The 24,184-nt window shown below is 42.7% G+C and carries 26 protein-coding genes; 8 read left to right on the top strand and 18 right to left on the bottom strand.

Features of this window, described 5'->3' with window-relative positions:
• Positions 1 to 85 precede the first annotated feature (85 nt).
• The 3 genes from trpB to trpD are packed head-to-tail and all read right to left on the bottom strand — an operon-like array spanning position 86 to position 2,887.
• Positions 86 to 1,267, bottom strand: a complete 1,182-nt coding sequence (gene trpB, locus SNE25_RS11725) for a tryptophan synthase subunit beta (protein ID WP_321565289.1) — start codon at positions 1,265 to 1,267, stop codon at positions 86 to 88.
• On the bottom strand, positions 1,251 to 1,895 hold the full coding sequence (locus tag SNE25_RS11720) for a phosphoribosylanthranilate isomerase (protein WP_321565288.1): 645 nt from the start codon (positions 1,893 to 1,895) through the stop codon (positions 1,251 to 1,253). The genes trpB and SNE25_RS11720 overlap by 17 nt, the downstream gene beginning before the upstream one ends.
• Before the next feature lie 2 nt (positions 1,896 to 1,897).
• A complete protein-coding gene (trpD, locus tag SNE25_RS11715; protein ID WP_321565287.1) occupies positions 1,898 to 2,887 on the bottom strand; it encodes an anthranilate phosphoribosyltransferase in 990 nt (329 codons plus the stop codon).
• A gap of 313 nt (positions 2,888 to 3,200) precedes the next feature.
• Between trpD and SNE25_RS11710 the strand changes: the two genes are divergently transcribed.
• The gene (locus tag SNE25_RS11710) at positions 3,201 to 4,148 is read left to right on the top strand and encodes an ion channel (RefSeq protein ID WP_321565286.1); all 948 of its coding nucleotides are present in this window, start codon (positions 3,201 to 3,203) and stop codon (positions 4,146 to 4,148) included.
• On the opposite strand, the gene SNE25_RS11705 is transcribed toward SNE25_RS11710, so the two are convergent.
• From SNE25_RS11705 to SNE25_RS11655, 11 genes are all read right to left on the bottom strand, one after another.
• Positions 4,145 to 4,960 carry an SDR family oxidoreductase gene (locus SNE25_RS11705; protein ID WP_321565285.1) on the bottom strand — a complete coding sequence of 272 codons (816 nt, stop codon included), beginning with the start codon at positions 4,958 to 4,960 and terminating at the stop codon, positions 4,145 to 4,147. The two genes, SNE25_RS11710 and SNE25_RS11705, sit on opposite strands and share 4 nt — an antisense overlap.
• Complete coding sequence (locus tag SNE25_RS11700; protein ID WP_321565284.1) at positions 4,947 to 5,780, bottom strand: glycosyltransferase family 2 protein; 834 nt, start codon at positions 5,778 to 5,780, stop codon at positions 4,947 to 4,949. The genes SNE25_RS11705 and SNE25_RS11700 overlap by 14 nt, the downstream gene beginning before the upstream one ends.
• Before the next feature lies 1 nt (position 5,781).
• Complete coding sequence (gene recR, locus SNE25_RS11695) at positions 5,782 to 6,399, bottom strand: recombination mediator RecR (protein WP_321565283.1); 618 nt, start codon at positions 6,397 to 6,399, stop codon at positions 5,782 to 5,784.
• A gap of 189 nt (positions 6,400 to 6,588) precedes the next feature.
• Entirely contained in the window at positions 6,589 to 7,614 is a 1,026-nt protein-coding gene (locus SNE25_RS11690) for an alpha/beta hydrolase family protein (protein ID WP_321565282.1), read from the bottom strand.
• A gap of 122 nt (positions 7,615 to 7,736) precedes the next feature.
• Complete coding sequence (locus SNE25_RS11685; protein ID WP_321565281.1) at positions 7,737 to 8,129, bottom strand: VOC family protein; 393 nt, start codon at positions 8,127 to 8,129, stop codon at positions 7,737 to 7,739.
• Between the two features lie 259 nt (positions 8,130 to 8,388).
• Positions 8,389 to 9,276, bottom strand: a complete 888-nt coding sequence (locus tag SNE25_RS11680) for a VOC family protein (protein ID WP_321565280.1) — start codon at positions 9,274 to 9,276, stop codon at positions 8,389 to 8,391.
• 41 nt (positions 9,277 to 9,317) lie between these two features.
• Positions 9,318 to 9,716, bottom strand: a complete 399-nt coding sequence (locus SNE25_RS11675) for a nuclear transport factor 2 family protein (RefSeq protein WP_321565279.1) — start codon at positions 9,714 to 9,716, stop codon at positions 9,318 to 9,320.
• Positions 9,717 to 9,925: 209 nt separating this feature from the next.
• Positions 9,926 to 10,462, bottom strand: a complete 537-nt coding sequence (locus SNE25_RS11670; protein WP_321565278.1) for a glycosyl-4,4'-diaponeurosporenoate acyltransferase CrtO family protein — start codon at positions 10,460 to 10,462, stop codon at positions 9,926 to 9,928.
• A gap of 173 nt (positions 10,463 to 10,635) precedes the next feature.
• Positions 10,636 to 11,187, bottom strand: coding sequence for a dihydrofolate reductase family protein (locus SNE25_RS11665; protein WP_321565277.1), 552 nt, complete (start codon positions 11,185 to 11,187; stop codon positions 10,636 to 10,638).
• Between the two features lie 223 nt (positions 11,188 to 11,410).
• On the bottom strand, positions 11,411 to 11,953 hold the full coding sequence (locus SNE25_RS11660) for a hypothetical protein (RefSeq protein ID WP_321565276.1): 543 nt from the start codon (positions 11,951 to 11,953) through the stop codon (positions 11,411 to 11,413).
• 2 nt (positions 11,954 to 11,955) lie between these two features.
• Complete coding sequence (locus tag SNE25_RS11655; protein WP_321565275.1) at positions 11,956 to 12,285, bottom strand: RNA polymerase sigma factor; 330 nt, start codon at positions 12,283 to 12,285, stop codon at positions 11,956 to 11,958.
• Positions 12,286 to 12,302: 17 nt separating this feature from the next.
• Here SNE25_RS11655 and SNE25_RS11650 point away from each other — a divergent pair, with 17 nt between their 5' ends.
• Positions 12,303 to 13,754 (top strand): IS1182 family transposase, encoded by a 1,452-nt coding sequence (locus SNE25_RS11650; RefSeq protein WP_321565274.1) that lies wholly within the window; start codon positions 12,303 to 12,305, stop codon positions 13,752 to 13,754.
• A 181-nt stretch (positions 13,755 to 13,935) separates the two neighbouring features.
• On the opposite strand, the gene SNE25_RS11645 is transcribed toward SNE25_RS11650, so the two are convergent.
• Together SNE25_RS11645 and SNE25_RS11640 are read right to left on the bottom strand one after the other, a co-directional pair.
• Positions 13,936 to 14,175, bottom strand: a complete 240-nt coding sequence (locus SNE25_RS11645; protein WP_321565273.1) for an RNA polymerase sigma factor — start codon at positions 14,173 to 14,175, stop codon at positions 13,936 to 13,938.
• Between the two features lie 2 nt (positions 14,176 to 14,177).
• Positions 14,178 to 14,474 (bottom strand): hypothetical protein, encoded by a 297-nt coding sequence (locus SNE25_RS11640; RefSeq protein ID WP_321565272.1) that lies wholly within the window; start codon positions 14,472 to 14,474, stop codon positions 14,178 to 14,180.
• A gap of 177 nt (positions 14,475 to 14,651) precedes the next feature.
• Between SNE25_RS11640 and SNE25_RS11635 the strand changes: the two genes are divergently transcribed.
• A complete protein-coding gene (locus SNE25_RS11635; protein WP_321565271.1) occupies positions 14,652 to 15,365 on the top strand; it encodes a hypothetical protein in 714 nt (237 codons plus the stop codon).
• A 358-nt stretch (positions 15,366 to 15,723) separates the two neighbouring features.
• Positions 15,724 to 16,731, top strand: a complete 1,008-nt coding sequence (locus tag SNE25_RS11630; RefSeq protein ID WP_321565270.1) for an IS110 family RNA-guided transposase — start codon at positions 15,724 to 15,726, stop codon at positions 16,729 to 16,731.
• Between the two features lie 222 nt (positions 16,732 to 16,953).
• Here SNE25_RS11630 and SNE25_RS11625 read toward each other — a convergent pair whose 3' ends face one another.
• Positions 16,954 to 18,384 carry a glycoside hydrolase family 76 protein gene (locus tag SNE25_RS11625; RefSeq protein WP_321565269.1) on the bottom strand — a complete coding sequence of 477 codons (1,431 nt, stop codon included), beginning with the start codon at positions 18,382 to 18,384 and terminating at the stop codon, positions 16,954 to 16,956.
• A gap of 304 nt (positions 18,385 to 18,688) precedes the next feature.
• On the opposite strand from SNE25_RS11625, the gene SNE25_RS11620 reads away from it, so the two are divergent.
• Genes SNE25_RS11620 through SNE25_RS11605 form a run of 4 tightly spaced genes read left to right on the top strand, consistent with a single transcriptional unit; the run spans position 18,689 to position 23,494 of the window.
• Positions 18,689 to 20,173, top strand: a complete 1,485-nt coding sequence (locus SNE25_RS11620) for a sodium:solute symporter (protein WP_321565268.1) — start codon at positions 18,689 to 18,691, stop codon at positions 20,171 to 20,173.
• 22 nt (positions 20,174 to 20,195) lie between these two features.
• Positions 20,196 to 20,903, top strand: coding sequence for an LOG family protein (locus tag SNE25_RS11615; protein WP_321565267.1), 708 nt, complete (start codon positions 20,196 to 20,198; stop codon positions 20,901 to 20,903).
• A gap of 39 nt (positions 20,904 to 20,942) precedes the next feature.
• Entirely contained in the window at positions 20,943 to 22,163 is a 1,221-nt protein-coding gene (locus tag SNE25_RS11610; protein WP_321565266.1) for a TCR/Tet family MFS transporter, read from the top strand.
• 53 nt (positions 22,164 to 22,216) lie between these two features.
• Complete coding sequence (locus SNE25_RS11605; RefSeq protein ID WP_321565265.1) at positions 22,217 to 23,494, top strand: TCR/Tet family MFS transporter; 1,278 nt, start codon at positions 22,217 to 22,219, stop codon at positions 23,492 to 23,494.
• On the opposite strand, the gene SNE25_RS11600 is transcribed toward SNE25_RS11605, so the two are convergent.
• Positions 23,485 to 24,099, bottom strand: coding sequence for a DUF502 domain-containing protein (locus SNE25_RS11600; protein WP_321565264.1), 615 nt, complete (start codon positions 24,097 to 24,099; stop codon positions 23,485 to 23,487). The genes SNE25_RS11605 and SNE25_RS11600 overlap by 10 nt on opposite strands.
• Positions 24,100 to 24,184: the final 85 nt, after the last annotated feature.

The following is a 24,184-nucleotide window of genomic DNA, read 5'->3' as shown; positions in this document are numbered from 1 at the left end:
AATCAGAATTTATAGGATTTTTGAATTTACAGAATCCATTAAGTTGTTATTAAAATTCTGATAATCCTTTTCTGAAAATTCTGATCTAATAATTAAAATATTTGATATACGTATCCAGATCCTTGTCGCCCCTGCCCGAAAGGCAGATCACCACATTATCTGTTGGGTTAAACTTCATTTTCTCTAAATACGCCAGCGCGTGCGACGATTCAATGGCCGGAATAATACCCTCCATCTGTGAGCAGAGTAAACCTGCCTGCAAAGCTTCATCGTCGGTAATGCTCACATATTGTGCCCTGTTTATTTTGTACAGGTGTGCGTGCTGGGGCCCAATACCCGGGTAATCTAACCCTGCTGATACGGAATAGGGTTCAACAACCTGCCCATCCGGTGTTTGCATGAGTATGGTACGACTACCGTGCAATACGCCCTCATGGCCCAAAAATGTTGTAGCTGCAGAATGACCGCTATCCACACCTTTACCCGCAGCCTCAATGGCCACCAGTTTAACATCCTCATCATCCAAAAAATGATAGAACATGCCCATGGCATTACTGCCGCCGCCAACACAGGCTAAAACATATTCCGGTAATGCTTTGCCGGTATGTTCAACCAGCTGTTTTTTTGTTTCTTCCGAAATTATCGACTGGAAACGGGCCACCATATCGGGATATGGGTATGGACCAACCACTGATCCAATAATATAATGCGTATCAACCGGATTGGCTATCCAGTCGCGCAGGGCCTCGTTAGTAGCATCCTTAAGCGTTTTACTACCCGAAGATGCTGGTCTTACGGTAGCGCCTAACATCTTCATGCGCGATACGTTTGGTGCCTGGCGTGCCATATCTACCTCGCCCATGTAAACCACACATTCAATACCCATCAGGGCACAAACTGTGGCAGTGGCTACACCATGCTGCCCGGCACCGGTTTCGGCAATGATACGTTTTTTACCAAGTCGTTTGGCCAGCAGTATCTGACCTATAGCATTATTAATTTTATGCGAACCGGTATGGTTCAGGTCTTCGCGTTTGAAAAATATATTCGCGCCATATTTTTCCGAATACCTTTTAGCATGATACAAAGGTGAAGGTCTGCCTACATAATTTTTCAGCAGATCATTAAATTCAGCTTTAAAATCCTCATCGTTAATAATGGTAAGGTATTGCTGCCTTAATTCCTCAACGTTTGGATACAGCATTTCGGGGATGTAGGCGCCGCCGAAATCACCATAGTAGCCATGCTCATTAACTCCGTATTTCATTTTTAATGTCTTGTTTTTTGATGATATCAAATGCTGTTTCCAATTTTTCTATATTTTTTACACCCGGTTCAGTTTCAAAACGGCTGTTCAGGTCAACCGCGTAAAACTGTGGATGGGTGATGTTTTTTATCTCGTTAATATTATCCAAACTGATACCACCCGACAAAAAAAAGGGTATACCAAGCGTATATTTATTTAAAATGTCCCAGTCAAATACTTTACCAGAACCACCGTATCCAGATGTTTTGGTATCGAACATAAAATAGTCTACATTGTTTACATAATTATCAAGCTTTCCGAAGTCAAAGTCATTGTCAACCCCAAAAGCTTTAATCACCGTTACCCTATTCCTGAAAGCCTTACCAAATTCAGGGCTTTCATCACCGTGTAATTGTATGGTATCAAAGCCGTATTTATCAATCAGCAGATTAATAGTTTCGGCATCTTCGTTTACAAAAACCCCGGTTTTATGGATGAAAGCCGGTATTGAAGCCAATGCGTCGGCGTGCAAAACATCAATATAGCGTGGCGACTTCCCATAACAGATAAAGCCCATGTAGTCTGGTTGTAAGGCAGCCACAGCTTGTATGTTTTCCGGGTGTTTTAAACCACAAACTTTTATTTTCATGTTTAGTTCTGTAATAACAGGTTAAAACTATTCAAAGCTTTTTTATTCAGCAGGGCTTCCTCGGCCTCATAGTAACAATCGGCAAAGGTTTTTTCCGGGCCGATAGTTTTGATAGCCAAAGCCGCGTTTGATAGCACAACATTGTTCTGAGCAAAGGTTCCCAGACCATTCAACACATCAGAAAATATCTTTGCCGATGCAGCCACGGTATCGCCACCGGCAATTGCCTCCGGATTTAATTTTTCAAATCCCAACCCCTCAACCGTGTTTATTTTTTCGCCTTCGGCCGAGAAGGTTTTGAAATCGCAGGTAAGCGAAATTTCGTCATAGCCCTCCAACGCATTCACGATGGTGTATTTTGTTGTCGATTTTTGATACAGGTAGGCATACACCCGTGCCAGTTCCAGGTTAAACACTCCAACTAACTGGTTACCTGGCTTCGCCGGATTAACCAGCGGGCCCAGCATATTAAAAAACGTTTTTACAGCCAGTTCGCGGCGTATAGGCGCTACAGTTTTCATGGCAGGGTGAAACAAGGGTGCGTGTAAAAAGCAGATGTTAGCAGCATCTATACCTTTTTTCAACTTATCGGTATCGTTGGTGAACTGGTAGCCAAGATATTCCATCACATTTGATGATCCGCAACCCGATGACACGCCATAGTTACCATGCTTGGCCACCTTATAACCGGCACCTGCCACTACAAATGATGCGAGGGTCGATATATTAAAAGTATCCTTTCCGTCGCCACCGGTACCACAAAGGTCAATCAGTTCGTCAGTCTCCAGGTCAATAGGTAAACAAAGCTCCAGCATGGCATCACGGAACCCTTCCAGTTCATCAACCGTGATACTGCGCATACAGTATGCCGTCATGAATGCCGCCATTTGCGAGTTGTTGTACTTACCCTGGGCAATGTTGATCAAAATATTCTTTGACTGCTCCCTGGTAAAGGTCTTGTGCTCAAAAAGATGATTTAATATCTGTTTCATATGCCCCCCAGCCCCCTAAAGGGGGAGTTTTGGTTTATTATTTTTTATTTACTGTATTTGCTCCCTCCGTTAATTACTCCCCCTTTAGGGGGCCGGGGGGCGCAGCATAAAAAAAGGGTTACCGTATGGCAACCCTTCTGAATATTTTATGTTAAAAAACAAAAACGGAATTGCCTTACGATTACTCGTTAAGCCACCACCAGTTGTTGTTTAATGTCATCATTTTCATTTGTGCCACAAATATGGAAATAGTTTTTACTAAAAGCAAACAGAATGATAAATTTACGCAAAAGCCGAAACGCTTAAACGCAAAATGAACTTAAATACCCGAAAAGTTAACCCCGAAGACGACCTTGGTTTTGGCAATCAGCCCGTTATAAAGAGTCAACCGGTAATTAATAAAGATGGTTCTATAAATGTAAAGCGTACCGGACTACCCTTTTTTGACCGGATGAACAGCTATCAAACGCTCATTAACATGAGCTGGACAAAGTTCTGGATAGTTGTTTTAAGTGGTTATATGATAGCCAACATCACCTTTGCCTGTATATATGTTGCACTGGGAACAGACAGCCTTGACGGCAAAAGCGGCACTACCCTTTTTGATCATTTTATGGATGCCTTCTTTTTTTCGGCGCAAACCATATCCACAGTTGGCTATGGGCATATCAGTCCGCAGGGTATGGCGGCTAATTGTGTGGCAGCCATGGAATCAATGATTGGCCTGCTGGCCTTCGCTTTAGCTACAGGTTTGCTTTACGGGCGGTTTTCAAAGCCCACGGCCAAGATCAAATACAGCGAAAACATCCTGATTGCCCCTTATGGGGAAAAGAGAAGAGGTTTAATGTTCAGACTCGCTAATGCAAGGCATAATGTATTGATAGACCTTCATATAGAGGTTTTATTTTCTTATAATGAAGAAGTGAACGGTAAAACTGAGCGTAAGTTTTACCCGCTGGTGCTGGAACGTAAAGCGGTAAGCATATTATCCATTAACTGGACAGTTGTACACCCCATTGATGACGACAGTCCGCTCAAAGGATTTACGCAGGAAGATTTTGAAAAAGCACAAGTGGTTTTCTCGGTATTGTTAAGAATATTTGACGACACCTTTTCGCAAACCATACATTCCCGCACCACTTATACTTATAAGGATATGGTTTGGGATGCCAAATTTAAACCCACATTTGATCGCGACCAGGACGGCCGGGTTGTATTGCATTTGGACAAGATAAATGATTTTGATGTACTGAGCCGTTAACGCAACAATGGGTTCTTCTCCTTCGCGAAAACCTTATACACCATTGTATCCAGAAAAGCCGGTAAAAACTTGTTTAGGGTTACGGTAAGCTTACCCTGGCTTGTCATGATGAGCGTGCGGCTGCGGTTTTCTACTCCATTCAGTATAATATTAGCCACCTCTTCACTGGTCATCATTTTATCCTCTTCCATGGAGCTTTCGCCCTGCTGGCTGCCGTCTTTGGCGAGGGCTGTGTTGCGTATGTTTGAAGCCGTGAAGCCCGGGCAGGCGGTTAATACATGTACGCCCGTTTTCAAATTCTCTACCCGCAACGAATCCAGAAAACCATTCATCGCGAATTTAGACGCTGAATAACCCGTACGACCGGGCAGGCCTTTATAACCTGCTATTGATGATACCCCTACAATACTGCCTTTGGTTTTAATAATTTCAGGCAGGGCGTATTTGGTGCAGTATACCGTTCCCCAAAAGTTAACATCCATCAGGTTTTTTAACACCTTCAGGTCAACATCTTTAAACAGCGCCCGCATAGATATACCGGCATTATTAATGAGCACGTGAATTTTCCCGAAAGTAGTAAGTGTTTGTTTGACCAGGTGCGCGCAATCTTCCTCAACAGCCACATCGCACTGCACCGCAAGGGCTTTTACGTTATATTGTTTTTCAAGACTTTCGGCTAACTCGCAAAGGGTAACATACTGCCGGGCGGCTAAAACAACGTAAGCGCCGCGTTTGGCACACTCAATAGCCAATGATTTGCCAATGCCGGAGGAGGCTCCGGTAATGATAATGATCTTGTTATTTAACTTCATACGATGGAGGATAGAGCTGCGGTATGCCCTCCATTTTTATTTCGGGCACCTTAAATAAGTATTTTGTGGCGAAGATAATCATAGCGCCATAAAATTCCCTGATATAAGTATAGCTAAATTTAGCATTGCCACGGGTGTTGAAGTTGATGATATATGTTTTGGGGAAATAGTAGTTTTTAAACCCGGTAAGCCTCACCCGGTACGACAGGTCGATGTCGTATCCATAGATATGAAAACGCTCATCGAGCGGCCCTGCATGGTCAAGCGCCTCTTTACGGTATAGCATAAACGCGCCGTTCAGCACATCGGTTTCGGATGTCTGGAACTCCTCTACCCAATCCTTACGCTGCATATCGGTAAGGCGCGATTTAGAGAAATATTTGGCCAACCCGGTCAGTTTAAAGAATATAGCCCACGGCCGTGTAAAACCATGTTTTGATTCTTTCAGAAAACGTCCATCCGGTGTTATCATACGTACGCCAAGGCCACCGGCATCGGTATGCATGTCCATAAATTCCAGGGCTTTTTCAATGGTTTTTTTGCCCGTAATTGTATCCGCACTGACCATTAAAACATACTCCCCGGTAACCTGTTTCAGCGCCTGGTTATATGCTTTGGCAATGCCTTCATTTTTGGCATTGGCTATTACCTTTACTGCCGGGAACTCGTCCTTAAGCATAGCCAGCGACCTATCTGCCGATCCGTTATCAACTACCAAAATCTCGTTTATGACATCCTGGGCGGCCCTTACTACAGAATTGAGCGCCAGCCTGAGCATATCACAGGTATTGTAATTAATAATAACGACAGATAGTTTCATTTTACTTTGTCAGTGAGTTTTCATAGGGAACACGTGTAGCGATTGACCGCCCTAAGGTGATCTCATCAACGTACTCCAATTCACCTCCAAAAGCTATGCCACGGGCAATGGTTGATATGGTAATATTGAAATTTTTTACTCTTTTGTGAAGATAGAACAGTGTGGTATCCCCTTCCATAGTAGCGCTGAGCGCAAAAATGATCTCTTTGGTTTCATTTGCCTTCAGTCGTTCCACTAAAGTATCCACTTGTAAGTCCGACGGGCCGATACCATCCATAGGCGAAATAAGGCCGCCGAGCACATGGTACACACCATTGTACTGGCTAGTATTTTCAATGGCCATTACATCGCGGGTATCTTCTACCACACAAATAGTGCTACGATCGCGTTTATGTGAGGCGCATATTTCACAAACCGACTGATCGGAAATATTATGGCAAACACTGCAAAACTGTATCTCGTTACGCAGCTTACTGATGGACGCGCTGAAACGGTCAACCTCCTGCTTGTCCTGGTTAAGCAGGTGCAGCACCAGGCGTAAGGCTGTTTTTTGTCCTACTCCCGGAAGTTTAGCAAATTCCGCTACAGCGTTTTCCAGTAATTTGGACGAAAAATTCATACTACGAAGTTAAGGAATAGTACGGAAAGTTGAATCAGCATAAGTAACCTGCTTGCGATATACCCCGGCATGTGGGGTGCCGAAATAAATTCGGCATGACTTAAATACCCTATTAATACTTACGAAGTTTTAAAAACCCGGTAAATATCAAGTGCATTTTAACAAATTTCATAGCGTTTTCGGCAATAATTACTGCAGTTTTAGCACCTCTTTGAAAAATTTGTAAGCAATTTCGCTCACTTCTTGTAATTCGGCAGGTCGCTCGTTACCAGCAGGCGGCTTGGTATAATGGCCGCGCTCGCCGGGCAGGATGATCAGCTTTTTTGCCGTCGGGATGTTTTGGGTATAATACATCGCATTCAGTTCTTTTGGAGCTATCAGGTCGGCATCGCCAACCGTAATTTGCACGGGGACGTTTATACTTTGCAGGCTTTGTTTCGTAAAACCCTGACCAATAGCCGGAGCCAGCGCAAAAACTGCCTTGATACGTTTATCCCTGAAAGAATCGGCCGAGTTTCTGAACGAGCTGATGATCAAAGGATCTGTTTTGGATAGTGCGGTGAGCCTGTTAATGGCTTCCTGGAACTGGGGCGGCGGGTTGGGATCGCTTTTGGCCAGCGCATCCATATTTAATATAGAGCCGGCTACCCAAATGGCCGTAGCGCCGCCCAGCGAGAAACCCGCTACACCTATCCTACCGGTATCTATCCGCGAGGCAAAAACCGGGTCGGCAAGTAACTTATTTAACACCGCAGAAATATCTTTTGGCCGCTCCCACATACAAAAATCGGTCAGGGTTATGTTTTTTGACCTCCGCTCCTCCTCTGCCGTACCGTTGTGATTAACCGCAACGGCAATAAACCCCCTTGACGCCAGATAATATCCCAGCCAGCGCATTTGCATCGCATTGCCCTGCGCCCCATGCGAAATAAGAATGAGCGGATATTTGCTGATACCGGCTATAGGCGCATCATGATAAGCAGTTACCGGGTTTGCAAACTGCTGCGCATCATTAATCAGTTCCTCTCTTCCGCCATCGCCCGCCGGGTACCAGATTACAGACCGTAGCGGCCGCGGACCATTCCCGAGCCAGTTACTCCGGCTGCTGTCTGCAAAATTACGTGTGGTAAAGCCGGCTTTGCGGGCCGGCTTCAATTGCGCCTTGACGGCACCATAACAAATTAATAAACACAGCGAAAGTAAAATAGCCTTCAATTAATTAAATCTCCTTTCCCCCAAATATCCGGTATGCAGATGAGCTTAAGTTTGATAAAAGTCAATAAATGGAGTTGGGTTATTGGTTCACTGGTTCATTAGTTTATTAGGAATAAATGGGTTTAACCTACAGTATAAAATACGTTAAATTTATGTCCGTCGGGATCGGCAAATACAAAATCATAATATCCATCTCCAAACGTTCTGGGTCCTGAAATGATTTTCCCGCCGGCGCTTTCCACTTCTTTGGCGCATTGGTTCACCTCATCCCTGGTTGCAGCAGAAAGGGTAAAGATAACTTCGTTTGCTATGTGTGCGTCGGAAATTTCAATAGGCACATTCGCTTTCAACTTATCTTTTAAAAAGAAGTGCATCACAAAATTGTGCTCGCCTACCAAAAAGCTTGTCAGGTCGTCAGACCTGCCGTTGAATTTAAAGCCAAGTGCCGAATAAAATTTTGTTGTCCGGTCCAAATCACTTACTGTTAAATTCGACCATATCTTTTTTGGGTTCATATCTATGTTTTTTTAGTTAGAAACTGTTTACCAAAGTTACCGTGCATTGGTAAAACAACCGGGGTGCAGATGCGACATTTCAACGGGTAGTTTGCGGCTTGTAGTTATATGCCAATGTTATATTTAATTTCTATTATTTCTTTGCTAAGAAAAACCTAAGCCCACGATACCACAAGGCGGGACTTTGCGACATCGTGGGCTTCCTGATTAAAACTATAAAGTGCGGTGATAACGCCGACCACAGGCAGAAATGAAAAATTTATTGACCGTCATAGGCTTGCTGCAAAGCCGCCACATCTACTTTCTGCATTTGGAAAAAGGCTTGCGTTACCCGGCTGATCTGTTCAGGGCTGCCACTTTTCAGTGTCTCAGGCACTATAGTGGAGGTCACCTGCCATGATACCCCAAACTTATCTTTTAACCAGCCGCATTGTCCGGGCTTACCATCAGCTGAAAGTGCCGACCAATAATAGTCAATCTCTTCCTGTGTTTCACAAGGGACCAGCAGCGATATTGCATCGTTAAAATTAAATCCGTGCTGATGGGCGCTGTCCATAGCCGCCAGCCAGGTTTGGTCAATATAAAAATCGCCATATAGTAGCGTACCTGTTTTATCAGGACCCATATCTTCCTGGCGCGTAGCCGTAGTTCCGCGCTTTCCGTCTTTGAAAACCGAAGTATAAAAGTCTACGGCTTCGTTGGCCTTACCGGCCATTGGTGGTGTAAATAGCATCGATGGCATAATGACCGGTCTTTCCCCGTTATCAGGATTAGCGAGCATCAGCTGCCATGATACACCGTACTTATCAGCCACCCAGCCATAACGTTCACTGAACGGGTAGCGGTCAAGCGGCATCATCACTTTGCCGTTCTCTATCAGCTTGCCCCAGGCTTCGTCGATGCGTTCGGCAGCATCAAAATGGACCATAAAAGAAATGGACGGGTTAATTTCCATATGATGCCCGGCACTGATACCCAGGAAGGGCTGACCGGCAACTGTAAATTCAACAGTTTCGCATTCGCCATCGCCCGTAGGAAAATGGCCGGCGTAATCAACAGTAGAATCAGGCATTACGGTCGAATAAAATTCGGCTGCTTCTTTGGCTTTGTCCTGGGCGAACCAGATGTGCGGTTTGATACGTAACATAGGTTAATGATTTTGGTGTATTATACTAAAAATTATAAGCGTTAATTGTTTTTATAGATTGCGCCACCTGACAGTGTTTCCCGATCATAGGCAGTATCTAAATAAGAACTCATTGTTTTGATCAGGCTATCCTCAAAATGATAGATATCGCAAAACGACTGCCGGTAAGGGTCACCGATTAATGTTTCGGCCTCGATGATGCCTTCGGCGGCAGCTTTATCGCCATCCACCAAAATATTACTGACGGTGATTTTAACAGATCCCTCTTTAAAAGGCGCTTCGCTGCAGCATTTTAAGAAATCGGTTTTGCCGATGATCGGTTTACTGCCGGTAATCTGCCAGCGTACATCTTCACTCAGATGAGCCGCTAAAAATTCCACGTCGCCTTTTTCAAAGGCCTGGTTAATTGCTATAACCAGCTGGCGATAAGCTGTTTTCATTTTAATGCATTTAATTTACTCAAAGATAAATGGTTGCACTAATGATGATCAGGGGCGTCCGGGACATTTTTAGGGGTAAATTGCGACATGTCTTCAGTCGGCATAAGCTTGTAAGCCTATAAGCCCGTGTTATCACCTCTGCTCCCACAAGTGTCCTTCGCTTGTGGTTGTGAGCTAAATATTACCAAACTGATGTTGTGCGGGCGTTTCTATCTCCGTTTACTTAAATTGATAGCTCTTTCTATTCGTGGACGATTATATCGTTGAAGGAAAATTGGATACAGGTTTAGTAAGACATTTAATATGAGTAACCACAAAGACTTGAGGACTCCAAATTTAAATGCCACGAAAACATTAAACCCCAGCACTATAAACAAGATAATTACGTGACCTAATTCAGCTTTTTTTGTTTGATAACCTAAATTCATCAAAGCATTGGTATTTTTTTCTACCGGTGCAGATTTTTTATTCAGTTTTTCCCAACCAATCCAAACCAATAATTTTCTGAAAAAATTTATTCCAACATGTTCATATATTTTTCCTCTCCGTTCCCATCCCTTTTCATTATAGTAAGAAGAGGTAAGTTGGCTTTTTAGCGATTCCGTAAAAGCAAGCACACCTAACATCAACAGGAAGTTTAGCGCCCAGGCGAACGCAAAACCATCCATTTTAAGATAATGAACCAGGGCACAAACTGAGCCAATTGTAATTATTACAATAAAAATTAATGTTAATGTTTTTCGCATTGATTACGTTGGTTTAGGATTTTCAGATGTTGCAAAACCCTCAAATATAATCATGCCTTCTTAACTTTTTTAAACAAGCGGAGAATAATTCAGGAAAATCTACGTAACAAAAAACCGTAAGCCAAACATAGTTCAACTTACGGTCATTTATTTTGTACGTAGCAAATTCTCCGTCACTGTTTCAGGTAATGATGTGCCACGCTACCGGATTTGAAAATTATGGTATCCGTAAGTGTTAAATTCAATTTTTCCTGCAGGCTGCCGGCATCCAGCAATTTCCTTCCATTCCCCACAATCACCGGGTGCACAACCAAACGAAATTCATCGATAAGGCCTGCTTCAATTAATTCCGGAAGCATGCTTACACTGTCTACTGAAATTTTTTTTCCGGGCTGTTGTTTCAGCTTCCGTAGTTCTTCTGCAGGGTTGCTGCGAATAATCCGCGTATTCTCCTCTGCATTGCTTAATGATCTTGAAATAACAACCTTATCGATAGAAGTAAGCTTTTCGGCAAACCTATTTTCATATCCTGTCCCGGATTGATTTTTTGCGACATCTGCCCAATAGGGAAACATGAGCTGATACATGACACGGCCAAAAAACAGCAGGTCTACATCGTCCATCATTCCTGTGAAATAATCGTGAAGCTCCTTGCTGGGATTAAAAATGGTGTGATCACAATAGCCATCTATGCTAATATTCATACCGAATGTTACTCTTCTCATTTTAATGGTTTTTTATTTAAATGATATAGCCCAAAAATAAGAGCTGATATTAAATATAATGAGGGTAATCGCGACAAAAAACGGGGTGTTTCTGCCAAATATCGATTTCTTGACTAATTTCTCAATTTCTTTTTAAAAATCACTGCAATATCCAATCCGGCCCGTTTTGAATCGGGCGCATTAGAAATGGCTATCAGTTTTTCGTGGTAAATATTAGTTTCTTTTAATTAAATACTGTTACTGCATTTTCAAGTTTTTTCAATCGTTTGGCCCATAACCGGTATAATATTGATAGTTGAATCAGAAATATTAAGATAATGACCCCAAGCGAGATATATTTTTTTGTATTAAAACTTAATCCATAGGTAAAAAATACCAATAGCCCCGTTGCGAAGAAAAACCGGCAGATGATCGATACAGTAGCATAGACTTTAACTTTCGAGAGGTAGTTTTTTAATGATTCATTAATTGTATTCCCATTCACAAGATACTTGGAAAACCTATAACCCATAAGGTTATGAATTAAAGGCAGCAATACCGAAACTATCAATGTTAGGTTGATCCATACTGGTTTTTGATCGCCATCAAACATGGTATAATAACATATAAAAAAAACCGACCAGCCAATCATTTCGATGGTTAGCTGCTTTCTGATCTTCTTTAAAACGGGATGCCGGTTTTCAGATAACATCAGCCTGATATCATCTGTTGATTTAACAGGAGTTTCTATTTTACCCCATGCGTATTTCAATTCATCGAGTTTCATATTTATTTAATTAAAAGTTTTTGAATTTTATTTTTGATCCTGTTAAGTTTAACACCAACGTAATTTTCATTGATGCCTGTTATTTCAGCAATTTGCTGGTAGTTTAATTCTTCCAGGTACAGCGCTATAATTGCCTTTTCGCTGTCATCAAGCTGTTTCAACACAATAAATAAGCGTTCTTGCCGTAAAGACAGCGCTTCGCTTTGCTGTTCTTCGGGCAAGTCGGGTAAAATAGGTGTGTACTCAATGAGGGCACTGAAAAAGTCTAAATAGGCAAAACGGGGTTGAAAAATTAGTTTTTCAACCCCTTTTTTTGTATCTTGAAGTGTCAAAAGAAAGCCACTACAAAATGCTCGTTCAACAACAAAAGATCCATTTTAGCGCGTTTTCGGGCTTATATGACCTGATCGTTCCTAAAGACAATCTTCTGCGGAAGATCAATGACCTGGTAGATTTTACCTTTATCTATGATGAACTGATCAGCAAATACAGCATTACTAACGGCCGGGCAGCAGAAAGCCCTGTACGGATGTTCAAGTATCTGTTGTTGAAAACGATCTATACGGTTTCAGATGTAGATGTTGTTGAGCGTTCGCAGTATGATATGTCGTTCAAATATTTCCTGGATATGTCACCGGAAGAAGGAATGATCGATCCGAGTTCATTGACCAAGTTCAGAAAGCTGCGGCTAAAGGATAATGATCTGTTAAACCTGCTTATTGGTAAAACGGTGACCATAGCTATTGAAAAAGGGCTCATCCGCTCAAAATCCATTATTGTTGATGCTACCCATTCCCTGTCGAGATCCAACCCGTATTCAGCATTGGAAGTATTACGGGAACGTTCAAAGTTACTCCGCAAAGCTGTTTATGCGATAGATGAAGATATGAAGGCAGGCATGCCCGAAAAGAACACAGCCGACGAATTGGAAAAAGAACTGGCTTATTGCAGTGCATTGGAAAAGTATATTGAAGCCGATCAACCGTTATGCCAGATACCTGCGGTAAAAGAAAAACTGAATCTATTGAAAGAGACAGTAGCAGATACTCAGGAGCACTATATAGTATCTAAAGACAAGGATGCCAAAACCGGCCATAAATCAGCTGATAGCTCATTCTTTGGTTATAAGACCCATCTGGCGATGACAGAGGAACGCATCATTACCGCTGCGGTAGTAACATCAGGTGAAAAAGGTGATGGGCCGGAACTTCCCAAGCTTCTGGAGATCAGTCAGAACAACGGCATTGAAGTAGAAAGGATCATCGGCGATTCGGCTTATTCAGGAAAAGAGAACCTTGCGTTAATGAACGGACAGGATATTAAGGTGGTAGCCAAACTAAACCCAACCATTACCCAGGGGTTTAGAAAAGAAGAAGATAAGTTCGATTATAACAAAGACGCTGATATGTTCGTTTGCCCTGCAGGGCATTTGTCCATACGAAAATCAAGACAGGGAAAAAAGAACGTTGGAACAAATCAGACAGACACGTATTACTTTGATGTTGAAAAATGCAAAATCTGCCCATTTAGGGAGGGTTGCTACAAACCTGGGGCAAAAACCAAGACCTATTCTGTAAGCATAAAGTCAGACCTGCACCAACAACAGATGGCTTTTCAGGAAACGACACAATATAAGGAAAGCATCAAACACAGGTATAAGATCGAAGCCAAAAACAGTGAACTAAAAAACGTTCATGGTTATGACCGGGCGATAGCTTATGGTATCGAAAACATGCAGATGCAGGGCGCATTGGCCATCTTTACTGTCAATCTGAAAAGGATCATCAAACTGATCGCCTAAAAAACAATAAAAAGAGGTATTTAGCCGTTTTTTGCACTCCCCAAACTCCTATAGGCCCGTATTATCCACATTAAATCACCCACACAAAGCAATCAGAACAAAAAAGCGACCAAGTAAAAGTTGCCTTTTCTCTTGATCGCTTTTCGTAATACGTTTTATTGCACTACTTTTTCAGTGCCCTCTACTCAATACGGGGCTTTTTTTTACGGAAGGTAGCTATCGCGGTATTTAGCGAAATGCGATATATCCATGTACTTATTTTAGCGCCTCCCTTAAAACCAGGCAGGGACCGCCAAAGTTGAAATGTAATTTCCTGAAACAAATCTTCACGGTCTTCATTGCTTTCACGATATAGTCGGCATATCTTGTGAATGATACCCTGGTGCTCTTTTATAAGCGCTAAGAACTGTACTTCATTCATGCCTACTTTTTAATAAAGGTAATAATTTGGCCCCTGCCATCTGCTAACAGACTGGTCACACGCCTTTCCTGATCGACCTTAAAAGTAAATTGGATATTTACTTTTTTTCCGTAAAACCCTTCTTTATAAATGGTACGTTCATTTTTAGTAATTAATACTATACAGTTAAAATCAGTACTTTTCTGTTGGATGTTCAGGTATTGATGTAATACTTTGTTAGTATTAACCAACGATTGACCAAAACTGCTCAGGCGATAGCCGATTTGGATTCCTATAATTAATATCTTAAATCTGTTCACATTTAAATGATTTCCATATAAGTAGAGGAAATACTTAAAAACTTACAGAAGCATGTAATAATAAATTTATTTAGCCTATGATCGGCGTTATCGACCCGCCATTTCATTTCTTGTCATTTGCTAAGTGTAAGCTGATGTATATCTTTTTCCTTTGTCTTCATATTTAAGCATCATATTATGACAAATCACATATCCCACATGCCCATTTGGGCCATCGTACTATTTATTGCAAGTTTTCTTTATTCCGTAGTTTTCATTACCAAACCGGTAAAACAGGCAGCGCTCAACGTCGGTATGACGGCTCGAAAATCAACCAACATCCAGATTGGTATTGTTGCTTTTTACCTTGCCTATCTTATTTATGTTTCCGTGTTTGCTTTGAAAGGAACGTTTGATGTTAATTCTTTGCCGCCCAAAGTGATGGTTTGGGCTGGTATGCCGTTAACCATCATCTTATTCGGTTTTATTGGAAATACCAGGTTATTTAAAACTTTACTCAGGTCAATTTCATTGGAATCGCTGATAGCCGTGCATGTATTCCGCATTCTCGGTGTGTTTTTCATCTTGCTTTATTGCTATCACCTTTTGCCCACGAAATTTGCTTTTTTTGCCGGATTGGGAGATATCATTACCGCGATTCTGGCAATCCCGGTGGCAAAAATGGTTTCAAAGGGAAAGTCATGGAGCAAACCGGCCGTTTACGCCTGGAACATTTTCGGCATCATGGACATTATTGATCTGCTTGTGATTGCGGTTACTATCGGCGCCAATGGAAACCTCCGGGAAGTGACCGTATTTCCGTTTGTTTGGTTCCCCGCTTTTGCACCTGCGACTATTTTATTTTTACACACAGCGGTTTTTAGAAAGTTAAATCAGCTTAAACATGCTTAAAATGTTTAATAGTTGATCTTATAGTCAGCATTTTCACCATACATATTCGGAAGAAAAAATCTTGTCATTTCCTTTAGATTAGCTTCAACAAGATAATAAGGGTTATTATTATTGTTGAAGCTTTCTTTTTGCTTCTTTTTCTTTGTTAATAACCTTAGATTTTGTGGATAAAGTTAACAGCGGTAAAGGCGCATTATTGTCATTTCCAGGCATGTAGGCCTATCGTTCGATTTACTCCTTTACCGCTTGTTTTAAACTGTGGCATCAAATAGAAATTAGAGTTTACGAGGCTCATTAGTAAGGAATTGATGTAGTTTAAAACATGTTAACTGTTTACTAACATAAACAGGGTAAAGATATGGAATTTGAATTTTTCATTGGTATCGATGTGTCCAAAAACGAATTGGACTTTGCTGTTCAGCAAGGCAGCCGGTTTCTATTCCACCAGGAAATTGCTAACGCTCCGGCAGCAATCAATACATTTCTCAAGGAGTTGGGAAAACTTCCTGGGTTCAGCTTAAGCAAAGCTATTTTCTGCATGGAGCATACCGGCATTTATAACAACCATGCTTTGGCTTGCCTGCATAAAAAGAAGGCACACATTTGCTTAGAAGCGGCTACCCAGATCAAGAACTCATTAGGGAATATCCGGGGCAAGAATGACAAGGTAGATGCCATGCGTATCGCCTGGTATGCTTATAAGGAGCGCGAAGGGCTGCGCTTATGGGAGCCTAAGCGCGAAGCTGTGCAGCAACTTGCCCATCTTGCAGCTACCCGGTTACGGTTGATAACTGTTAAAAAACAATTGAAAGTGCCACTAAAAGAGCATGCGTCTTTCAGTCCCGGCAAAACCAGCAAGCAGAACCTACAAGCCTGCAGTCATTCCTTAAAGGCGATCGAAAGCGACATAGCCAGGACAGAGCGGGCTATAGAAGAAATTATTAAAGCGGACAAAGAATTAACCCGGATATTCAAACTGGCAACCTCAGTAAGCGGCATTGGCAAAGTAACTGCCGTTCAGGTCATTGTTACTACCAACGAATTCAAGGACATTAGCGACCCTAAAAAGTTCGCTTGTTATTCAGGCGTAGCACCTTTTACAGATAACTCCGGTAAGGTTGTTAAAAAGGCCAGGGTATCGCATATGGCCAACAAAAAAGTAAAAACGCTCCTACATCTTGCAGCCATAGTTGCTATACAGCATAACCAAGATCTAAAACGCTTTTACCAACGAAAGGTATTGCAGGAAAAAAAGAATAAAATGAGTGTCATTAATGCCGTTAGGAACAAACTCATATTACGCCTTTTCGCCTGCGTCAACCAAAACAGACCTTACGAAAAAAATTATCAGAAATTAGTTGCTTAAATCATAGAAATCGAGAGAGCATGGGTGGGTATGAGCGTTGTGCGAAAGAGAAATCTTATATGCCTCACAAAACGAATTTGCAATATCTATAGGATTTCTCCTCGTACCTTGTCGAAATGACACCCTTTTTCTTCCGAAAACCTATTGTTGTATCACCGCATCCCAACCCCGAAAAACCAACAAGCCCCCGCTGCAGCGGGGGCTTGTTAACTCTACAAAAAATCATTCTATCTTAACCGACGATACTACATCATTAGCCGTAGGCGAAAGATTGGGGAAATGCGGTGTATCGGCATTGAGCTGCCATGAGGTACCCTGAAAGTTGTCCTCGCTGTACATAGTTACCTTCCAACCGTCGGGTACGCTGGCCGAAGATGCCCAGTCATCGGCAAAGCCAAATTTTTTCAACTGTGCTAAAGTATAGCTCCCCTTAGGTATAGGCTTTGTACTTGCGCCGCCATACATGGTATTGGCATAAAAAGTTACCCCGGCCGGGAACAGGCAATCCTTCCCCGGATACAGCTGCATAAAGGTTACCAGGCTGCTGGCCTCGTACGATTGTATGTAACCTGTAGGGCAGGTTATGGCATAATTGCGATAAGTAAGGTTGCGGACCCTGTCGCGGTTTAACCAGCCGGTAGTGATATTGCCTTTGATCCAGCTTAAATACTGGGTTTGTCCGCCCTCGTTAATCAGTTGCATCATGTAATCGGCAAATATGGCTTTCATTACGCCTTGCTCGTTAAAGTCGCCTTCGGCAGGCAAGATACCGTCGGTGCATAAGTTATTTTTTACGTAATCGGCATATCGTTTTGCATCTTCCAGATAAGCGCTGTTTTTTGATTGCTTATAAAGCGCGTAGGCCGCCCCTATGGCCGTACCGGCATTGTAGGTATAAGCCTGGCCGCCCGGAGGATTACTCCCTATCTTATTATCATAAACCTGCCCGGTAGCGGCATTCGTAAGGTTGGCTTTTGACCATGTGTAAATAGATTGTGCCTTGTTTAAATAAGCTTTATCCCCTGTTACTTTATACAAGCGCATGGCTGCTATAACAGTAGGGAAGTTGATGCACGAGTTTTTACCGCTGTGGTTAAAATCCCAAAACATACCACCATCAGCAGGGTCATAAGAGCCGGCCCAAACATGGTCGAAACCTTCTTTGGCTTTTTGCAGATAAGTAGCGTTCCCGGTAAGCTGGTTGGCACGGGCCAGGGCCATGATCCACCACATCATATCGTCATAAATAAACCAGGTAGTGGTATTGTTCCAGTTATAGCCATCGTACTGGTTAAAGCCGCCCTGGTACATGGCGTTTAGAAAAGCAAGCTGCGATGCCTTTTTGGTGCGGTTATAAACGTCCATGGCCATATCCCAGTAAATGGCCTGCGTCCAGATGGCAGCTATACCATCCTTGTTGGTATTGTTATAATATAAATTAGTGTTTGGATTTAAGCAGGCTGCGTTAAACGAAGAATAAGCCAGATTGGCAAGGTCATTGTCGGATGGAGTTGCGGTTCGTAATACAGCCTGTGCCTTACTGACGGCATCAGCATTGGCAGTATCCGGCGGGGTGTATTTTGCTTTACTGCAGCTTAACAAAGCGATGCACGACCCCATAATAACAAAAACGAAAAATTTTTGTACGCTCATAAATTCAGGTATTAAGGTTTAACTATAGGTTTATTGTATTACAATGATAAGACGGCTAAATACTTAAATGGAGATTAAGACCGATAAAAAAATCATTAACCCGCTTATTAACCTGAATATTAACCTATGCTTAAAAGCTATCTGTAGTATAAAACATATATTATTGCTTGGCCGAATAATAAAATACACAAACCCACGCCAATAATTACCTTTTGTAAAAAAAGTTTCCGACTTTCGGAATGAAGTATAAACTAACACTTCCGGAACTTTCCCGACCGTCGGGTTTCCGGATTAAATAAAACATATGTCGCCCGGAATATTACTGTCTTTTATCATTGGTTACTTTTTAGTATTACTCATCATATCATGGCTCACCTCCAAAAAATCATCAGATAACGATACCTTTTTTGTAGCTAACCGTAACTCCAAATGGTACCTGGTAGCCTTCGGTATGATTGGTACGGCGCTGAGCGGCGTAACCTTTATTTCGGTACCGGGCAAGGTTGGCGCACCATCCGGCGACGAATTTTCTTACTTTCAGTTTGTACTGGGCAATGCGGCGGGTTTTATCATCATAGCTACAGTGCTATTGCCGCTTTATTACCGGCTCAAGCTTACCTCCATTTACAGCTATATTGAAGGTGCATTGGGCACCTGGAGCTACAAAACCGCGGCAGGGATCTTCCTCATCAGCCGGGTAATAGGCTCGGCGTTCAGGCTTTACCTGGTGGTTATTGTGTTGCAGAAATTTATATTCGACAGCTACCACGTACCCTTTGCGGTAACAGTGATGATCTGTTTGCTACTGATATGGTCGTACACATTTAAGGGTGGTTTAAAAACCATTATCATAACCGATAGCCTGCAGACCTTTTTTCTGGTATTATCGGTATTTCTGTCGATATTTTTTATTTGCCAGAGCCTGCACATGAGCATTTTTGAAGCCGCCGATGCCATCAAGAACAGCAGCTATTCACAGATATTTTTCTTTAACGATTTTGTAAGCAGCAAACTCCACTTTAGTAAAGCGTTTTTAGGCGGATTATTTATCACCGTAGGCATGACCGGCCTTGACCAGGACCTGATGCAAAAAAACCTGAGCCTGAAAAACATCAAGGAAGCTCAAAAAAACATGTTCAGTTTTACCGGGGTGTTTGTGATTATCAATATCTTCTTTTTAAGCGTAGGCGCCCTGCTTTGGATATATGCCAACAAATACGGCATCCATGTTGATAAAACCGATTACCTGTACCCTACCATTGCTCTTAATTACCTGGGTGTAGTACCGGCCATGGTATTTATGCTGGGCTTAACGGCCGCCACCTTTGCCACTACAGATTCGGCCCTTACTGCGCTTACTACGTCCTTTTGTGTCGACTTTTTAAACTTTAATAAAAAAGGCGACCTCAACAGCAAAAAAATGGTGGGCATCAGGCACACCGTACACGTAGCCTTTTCGGGCCTCATGTTCCTGACCATTGTAATATTCAATGCCATTAATAACGATGCGGTGGTGAGCGCCATATTCGCAGTAGCATCCTATACTTACGGACCATTGCTGGGCTTATACTCCTTCGGTTTGTTTGTAAGTAACAGGCAGGTACGGGACAAACTGGTGCCCTTTATTTGCCTGATATCGCCTGCGGTATGTTACTTCCTAAGTACCGAATCGGCAAAATTTTTGGGCGGATATGTTTTCAGCAACGAACTTATCATTGTTAACGGATTAATTACATTTGTGGGCCTTTGGCTAACGTCGACATCAAAAACAAAGGTGGCAACGTTATAGTTTACTATATTTTATAACAGATATGACTGGCGAAGAAAAAATAAGACAAGCATTTGAAAATAAAAACTGGCAGGAAATTAAGGTTACCGACTCCTGGCAGATATTCAAGATAATGGCCGAATTTGTTGACGGGTTTGAAAAACTGGCTAAAATAGGTCCATGTGTATCCATATTCGGTTCGGCACGTACCCATAATGATAATAAATATTACCAACTGGCCGAAAATACCGCCCGCCTGCTTACCGAGCATGGTTACGGGGTAATATCGGGCGGCGGACCAGGTATTATGGAAGCTGCCAATAAAGGCGCTTATGAAGCCGGTGGTAAATCCGTTGGTTTAAACATTGAGCTGCCCTTTGAGCAATTCCATAATAAATATATCGACAGGGATAAGATCATGGAGTTTGATTATTTCTTTATCCGCAAGGTAATGTTCATGAAATACTCGCAGGGCTTTATCATCCTGCCCGGAGGCTTTGGTACTATGGACGAATCGTTTGAAGCTATCACCCTCATACAAACCGGTAAAATTGCCCGTTTCCCCATCATATTCGTAGGTGTGGAATACTGGAAAGGTTTGTTTGCCTGGGTAGAAGAAAAAATGCTTTCCGAACAGCACAACATTAACCCAGACGACCTGAACCTGTACCGCGTTGTTGACACCGCCGAGGAAGCCGTTGAACATATTACCCGCTTCTATAACAAATATGTATTAAAGCCGAACTTTTAATTAAAGCACTATCAAGTACTAAATTATCATTTCGCGCTTATGAGCATAATCGAAAAATCAAAACCACAGGCAGCATTAGGTTTTATCTTCGCTACTTTACTGATTGACGTAATGGGGCTGGCCATTATTATACCGGTTATTCCCAAACTTATTGAACACCTGATACATGGCGATGTAAGCGAGGCCTCCAGCTATTCGGGCTGGCTTACGGCGGTATATGCCAGTATGCAGTTCGTGTTTTCGCCATTGATAGGTAACCTGAGCGATAAATTTGGCAGGCGCCCGGTGTTACTATGTTCCTTATTAGGTTTTGGTATTGATTATACTTTTCTGGCCTTTGCCCCCTCAATAGCATGGCTGTTTGTTGGCCGTACTATAGCCGGGGTTACCGGGGCAAGTTTTACAACTGCATCGGCCTATATTGCAGATATCAGTGCGCCCGAAAAGCGGGCAGCCAACTTTGGGTTGGTTGGTGTGGCCTTTGGTCTGGGCTTTATCATAGGGCCTGTAATTGGAGGCATTTTGGGTAAGTACAATGTACAATACCCTTTTCTGGCCGCTGCTGGTCTTGCCTTCCTGAATGCCATATATGGCTATTTTATTTTGCCTGAGTCGTTACCCAAAGAAAAGCGCAGGGATTTTGACTGGAAACGGGCAAACCCTATAGGCTCGCTGGTACAAATGAGTAAATATAAAGAGGTTATAGGCTTGGCTGTATCCTTATTCCTGGTGTATTTTGCCGTACAATCGGTGCAAAGCGTGTGGACGTTTTATACTATCAAAAAATTTGCCTGGAGCGAAGATATGATAGGCTATTCACTGGGACTGGTAGGCTTACTGGTTGCGGTGGTACAAGGCGGCCTCATCAGGTTCATACTCCCCAAACTGGGCGAACAGCGCAGTATTTGGGTTGGCCTGCTTATTTATAGTTTAGGTTTGTTTTTATTTGCCTTTGCTGATAAAGGCTGGCAAATGTTCGCGTACCTGGTTCCTTATTGTCTGGGTGGCATTGCAGGTCCGGCTTTGCAGGGTTATATGAGCACCTCCGTGCCCGACAATGAACAAGGCGAACTGCAGGGCGGCCTGACCAGCTTAATGAGCCTGAGCTCCATTTTTGGCCCGCTGCTCATGACCTGGTCTTTTTACCATTTTACCCGGGCCGATGCCGCTTTTCAGTTTCCAGGCGCTCCATTTGTAATTGGCGGTATATTAATGCTGCTGAGCGCATTACTGGCGGTGAGGAGTTTTAAAAGGAGTTAAAGCAATTCTATACCTTCTAAAACTTTTACGCAGTTTAAACCTTTATATCATTAATGACCGCCAAACCTAAAAAAAAGCACTCAGCGGCGCTGGGATTTATATTTGTAACGCTGTTTATAGATGTGCTGGGTTTAGGCGTTATTATACCCGTGATGCCCAAACTGCTGGAAACTTTGGGCAATGTTGATGTAAGTACCGCTACGCAATACAACGGCTATTTAACCTTTACTTACGCTTCCATGCAGTTCCTGTTTTCGTCGGTATTGGGTAACCTGAGCGACCGTTATGGCCGCAGGCCTGTATTGTTAAGCTCACTACTTGGTTTTGGTATTGATTATATTTTTATGGCCTTTGCCCCTACCATAGGCTGGCTTTTTGTAGGGCGCACCATTGCAGGTATTACCGGGGCGAGCAACTCCACAGCTACGGCATACATTGCCGATGTAAGCACCGGGAAAAACAGGGCTACCAACTTTGGGTTGGTGGGCGCGGCTTCGGGTCTGGGCTTTATTATTGGTATTGGTTTAGGCGCTTATCTTGGCGACTTAAATGTGAAACTCCCCTTTATGGCGGCAGCTGCCTTCGCTCTGGTCAATGCCACTTACGGTTATTTTGTGCTCCCCGAATCGCTGCCTATAAAAAATCGGAGAAGGTTTGAATGGAAAAAATCAAACCCGATAAGCTCTTTGCGTAATCTGGGGAAATACCCTGCCCTTACCGGCCTGGTGGCTTCATTCTCTTTAGTTTACGTAGCCCAAAAAGCGGTGGAATACGTTTTATCCTTCTTCCTGATTGAAAAGTTTAACTGGACGCTGAGCAGCATTGGTACACTGGGCATATTTATAGGCGTGGTGCTGGTGGCTATACAAGGCGGACTCATCCGTTATACCATACCCAAATTCGGGCAGGAAAAAAATATTGTCGCCGGTTTACTTTTTTATACCCTTGGCCTCACACTCATTGCTTTCGCAAATCATGGCTGGCTCATGTACATATATATGATCCCTTATTGCCTGGGTGGCATATCAGGTCCGGCATTACAGGGGTTGATCACTGGTACCGTATCGCCAAAAGAACAGGGCGAACTGCAGGGTTCCTTAACAAGTTTAACCAGCATGGCTGTTATTATTGGCCCCCTGCTCATGAGCTCGGTTTTCCACTTGTTTACACACAGAAACACCTCAACCTATTTCCCCGGCGCACCCTATATACTGGCTGCATTGCTTATGCTGATCAGCGCGCTTTTAGCCATCAGGAGTTTTAAAAAGGGAGCGTTAATAAAGAAACACGTGGTGAGTGAGGATGAGCTTACAAAAACACCTCATTTATGATCTGAGCCTTTATGATCTAAACCGCTTACCCCGCCCGAAATTACAAATTTCATCATGTCGGCGGCGCTTTTTTCAATAGGCTTTACTTTATCGGCCGATATGATCACCACCTGCCCCGCGAAGGAATAAGAATAAGGAAAGTACACGGCTACGTCACCGGGCAGGCTTAAAGCAGTCAGATCTTTTTGAACGATAAAACCTATTTTCTTGAGCCCAAATTCGTTCACCTCTACTATAACGGGCTCATTAAACTTTTTCTCGTCGCCAACAATAGCCTCTGTAAGATCTTTGATAGAAGAATACAGGAACTTGATTAATGGCAAACGATTAAGCCAGCGGTTAAACCAACGTTTAATGGGTTCGGTTACTACATTGGTAACCAGTATTCCGGCTACCATGATCACCACCAGCACATTTAAAATACCCAGCCCCGGGATATACATGTGTTTACCATTTTTATCGACCCAAAGCACATCGCTCAGGTTCAGGGCCTTGTCAATGGTTGATACCGCCCAGTAAATTAAAAAAAATGCCGCACCTATGGGTACTACTACCAATAGTCCCTTTACAAAATACCTTAATAGCGCCCCGGCCAATCTGTTCATAAATGCAAATTTAGTATCAAGTAGCTGGTATCAAGTAATTTATTTTTTTTAAATCAACATTAAAAATCTTGATACCTGATACTAA

Source organism: Mucilaginibacter sabulilitoris, assembly GCF_034262375.1.
GTDB lineage: Bacteria > Bacteroidota > Bacteroidia > Sphingobacteriales > Sphingobacteriaceae > Mucilaginibacter > Mucilaginibacter sabulilitoris.
The sequence above is the reverse complement of the archived record's forward strand: the minus strand, read 5'-3'. Positions and strand labels throughout refer to the sequence as shown.

What these genes read in the sequence shown, in the direction of transcription:
- SNE25_RS11615 (WP_321565267.1), top strand. Translation starts at nt 20,196, where the DNA reads ATGACTGGCGAAGAAAAAATAAGACAAGCATTTGAAAATAAAAACTGG.
- SNE25_RS11660 (WP_321565276.1), bottom strand. Translation starts at nt 11,953, where the DNA reads ATGAAACTCGATGAATTGAAATACGCATGGGGTAAAATAGAAACTCCT.
- SNE25_RS11675 (WP_321565279.1), bottom strand. Translation starts at nt 9,716, where the DNA reads ATGAAAACAGCTTATCGCCAGCTGGTTATAGCAATTAACCAGGCCTTT.
- SNE25_RS11630 (WP_321565270.1), top strand. Translation starts at nt 15,724, where the DNA reads ATGGAATTTGAATTTTTCATTGGTATCGATGTGTCCAAAAACGAATTG.
- recR (WP_321565283.1), bottom strand. Translation starts at nt 6,399, where the DNA reads ATGAATTTTTCGTCCAAATTACTGGAAAACGCTGTAGCGGAATTTGCT.
- SNE25_RS11705 (WP_321565285.1), bottom strand. Translation starts at nt 4,960, where the DNA reads ATGAAGTTAAATAACAAGATCATTATCATTACCGGAGCCTCCTCCGGC.
- SNE25_RS11650 (WP_321565274.1), top strand. Translation starts at nt 12,303, where the DNA reads ATGCTCGTTCAACAACAAAAGATCCATTTTAGCGCGTTTTCGGGCTTA.
- trpB (WP_321565289.1), bottom strand. Translation starts at nt 1,267, where the DNA reads ATGAAATACGGAGTTAATGAGCATGGCTACTATGGTGATTTCGGCGGC.
- SNE25_RS11665 (WP_321565277.1), bottom strand. Translation starts at nt 11,187, where the DNA reads ATGAGAAGAGTAACATTCGGTATGAATATTAGCATAGATGGCTATTGT.
- SNE25_RS11710 (WP_321565286.1), top strand. Translation starts at nt 3,201, where the DNA reads ATGAACTTAAATACCCGAAAAGTTAACCCCGAAGACGACCTTGGTTTT.
- SNE25_RS11620 (WP_321565268.1), top strand. Translation starts at nt 18,689, where the DNA reads ATGTCGCCCGGAATATTACTGTCTTTTATCATTGGTTACTTTTTAGTA.
- SNE25_RS11605 (WP_321565265.1), top strand. Translation starts at nt 22,217, where the DNA reads ATGACCGCCAAACCTAAAAAAAAGCACTCAGCGGCGCTGGGATTTATA.
- SNE25_RS11680 (WP_321565280.1), bottom strand. Translation starts at nt 9,276, where the DNA reads ATGTTACGTATCAAACCGCACATCTGGTTCGCCCAGGACAAAGCCAAA.
- SNE25_RS11610 (WP_321565266.1), top strand. Translation starts at nt 20,943, where the DNA reads ATGAGCATAATCGAAAAATCAAAACCACAGGCAGCATTAGGTTTTATC.
- SNE25_RS11720 (WP_321565288.1), bottom strand. Translation starts at nt 1,895, where the DNA reads ATGAAAATAAAAGTTTGTGGTTTAAAACACCCGGAAAACATACAAGCT.
- SNE25_RS11635 (WP_321565271.1), top strand. Translation starts at nt 14,652, where the DNA reads ATGACAAATCACATATCCCACATGCCCATTTGGGCCATCGTACTATTT.
- SNE25_RS11700 (WP_321565284.1), bottom strand. Translation starts at nt 5,780, where the DNA reads ATGAAACTATCTGTCGTTATTATTAATTACAATACCTGTGATATGCTC.
- SNE25_RS11645 (WP_321565273.1), bottom strand. Translation starts at nt 14,175, where the DNA reads ATGAATGAAGTACAGTTCTTAGCGCTTATAAAAGAGCACCAGGGTATC.
- SNE25_RS11625 (WP_321565269.1), bottom strand. Translation starts at nt 18,384, where the DNA reads ATGAGCGTACAAAAATTTTTCGTTTTTGTTATTATGGGGTCGTGCATC.
- trpD (WP_321565287.1), bottom strand. Translation starts at nt 2,887, where the DNA reads ATGAAACAGATATTAAATCATCTTTTTGAGCACAAGACCTTTACCAGG.
- SNE25_RS11670 (WP_321565278.1), bottom strand. Translation starts at nt 10,462, where the DNA reads ATGCGAAAAACATTAACATTAATTTTTATTGTAATAATTACAATTGGC.
- SNE25_RS11600 (WP_321565264.1), bottom strand. Translation starts at nt 24,099, where the DNA reads ATGAACAGATTGGCCGGGGCGCTATTAAGGTATTTTGTAAAGGGACTA.
- SNE25_RS11685 (WP_321565281.1), bottom strand. Translation starts at nt 8,129, where the DNA reads ATGAACCCAAAAAAGATATGGTCGAATTTAACAGTAAGTGATTTGGAC.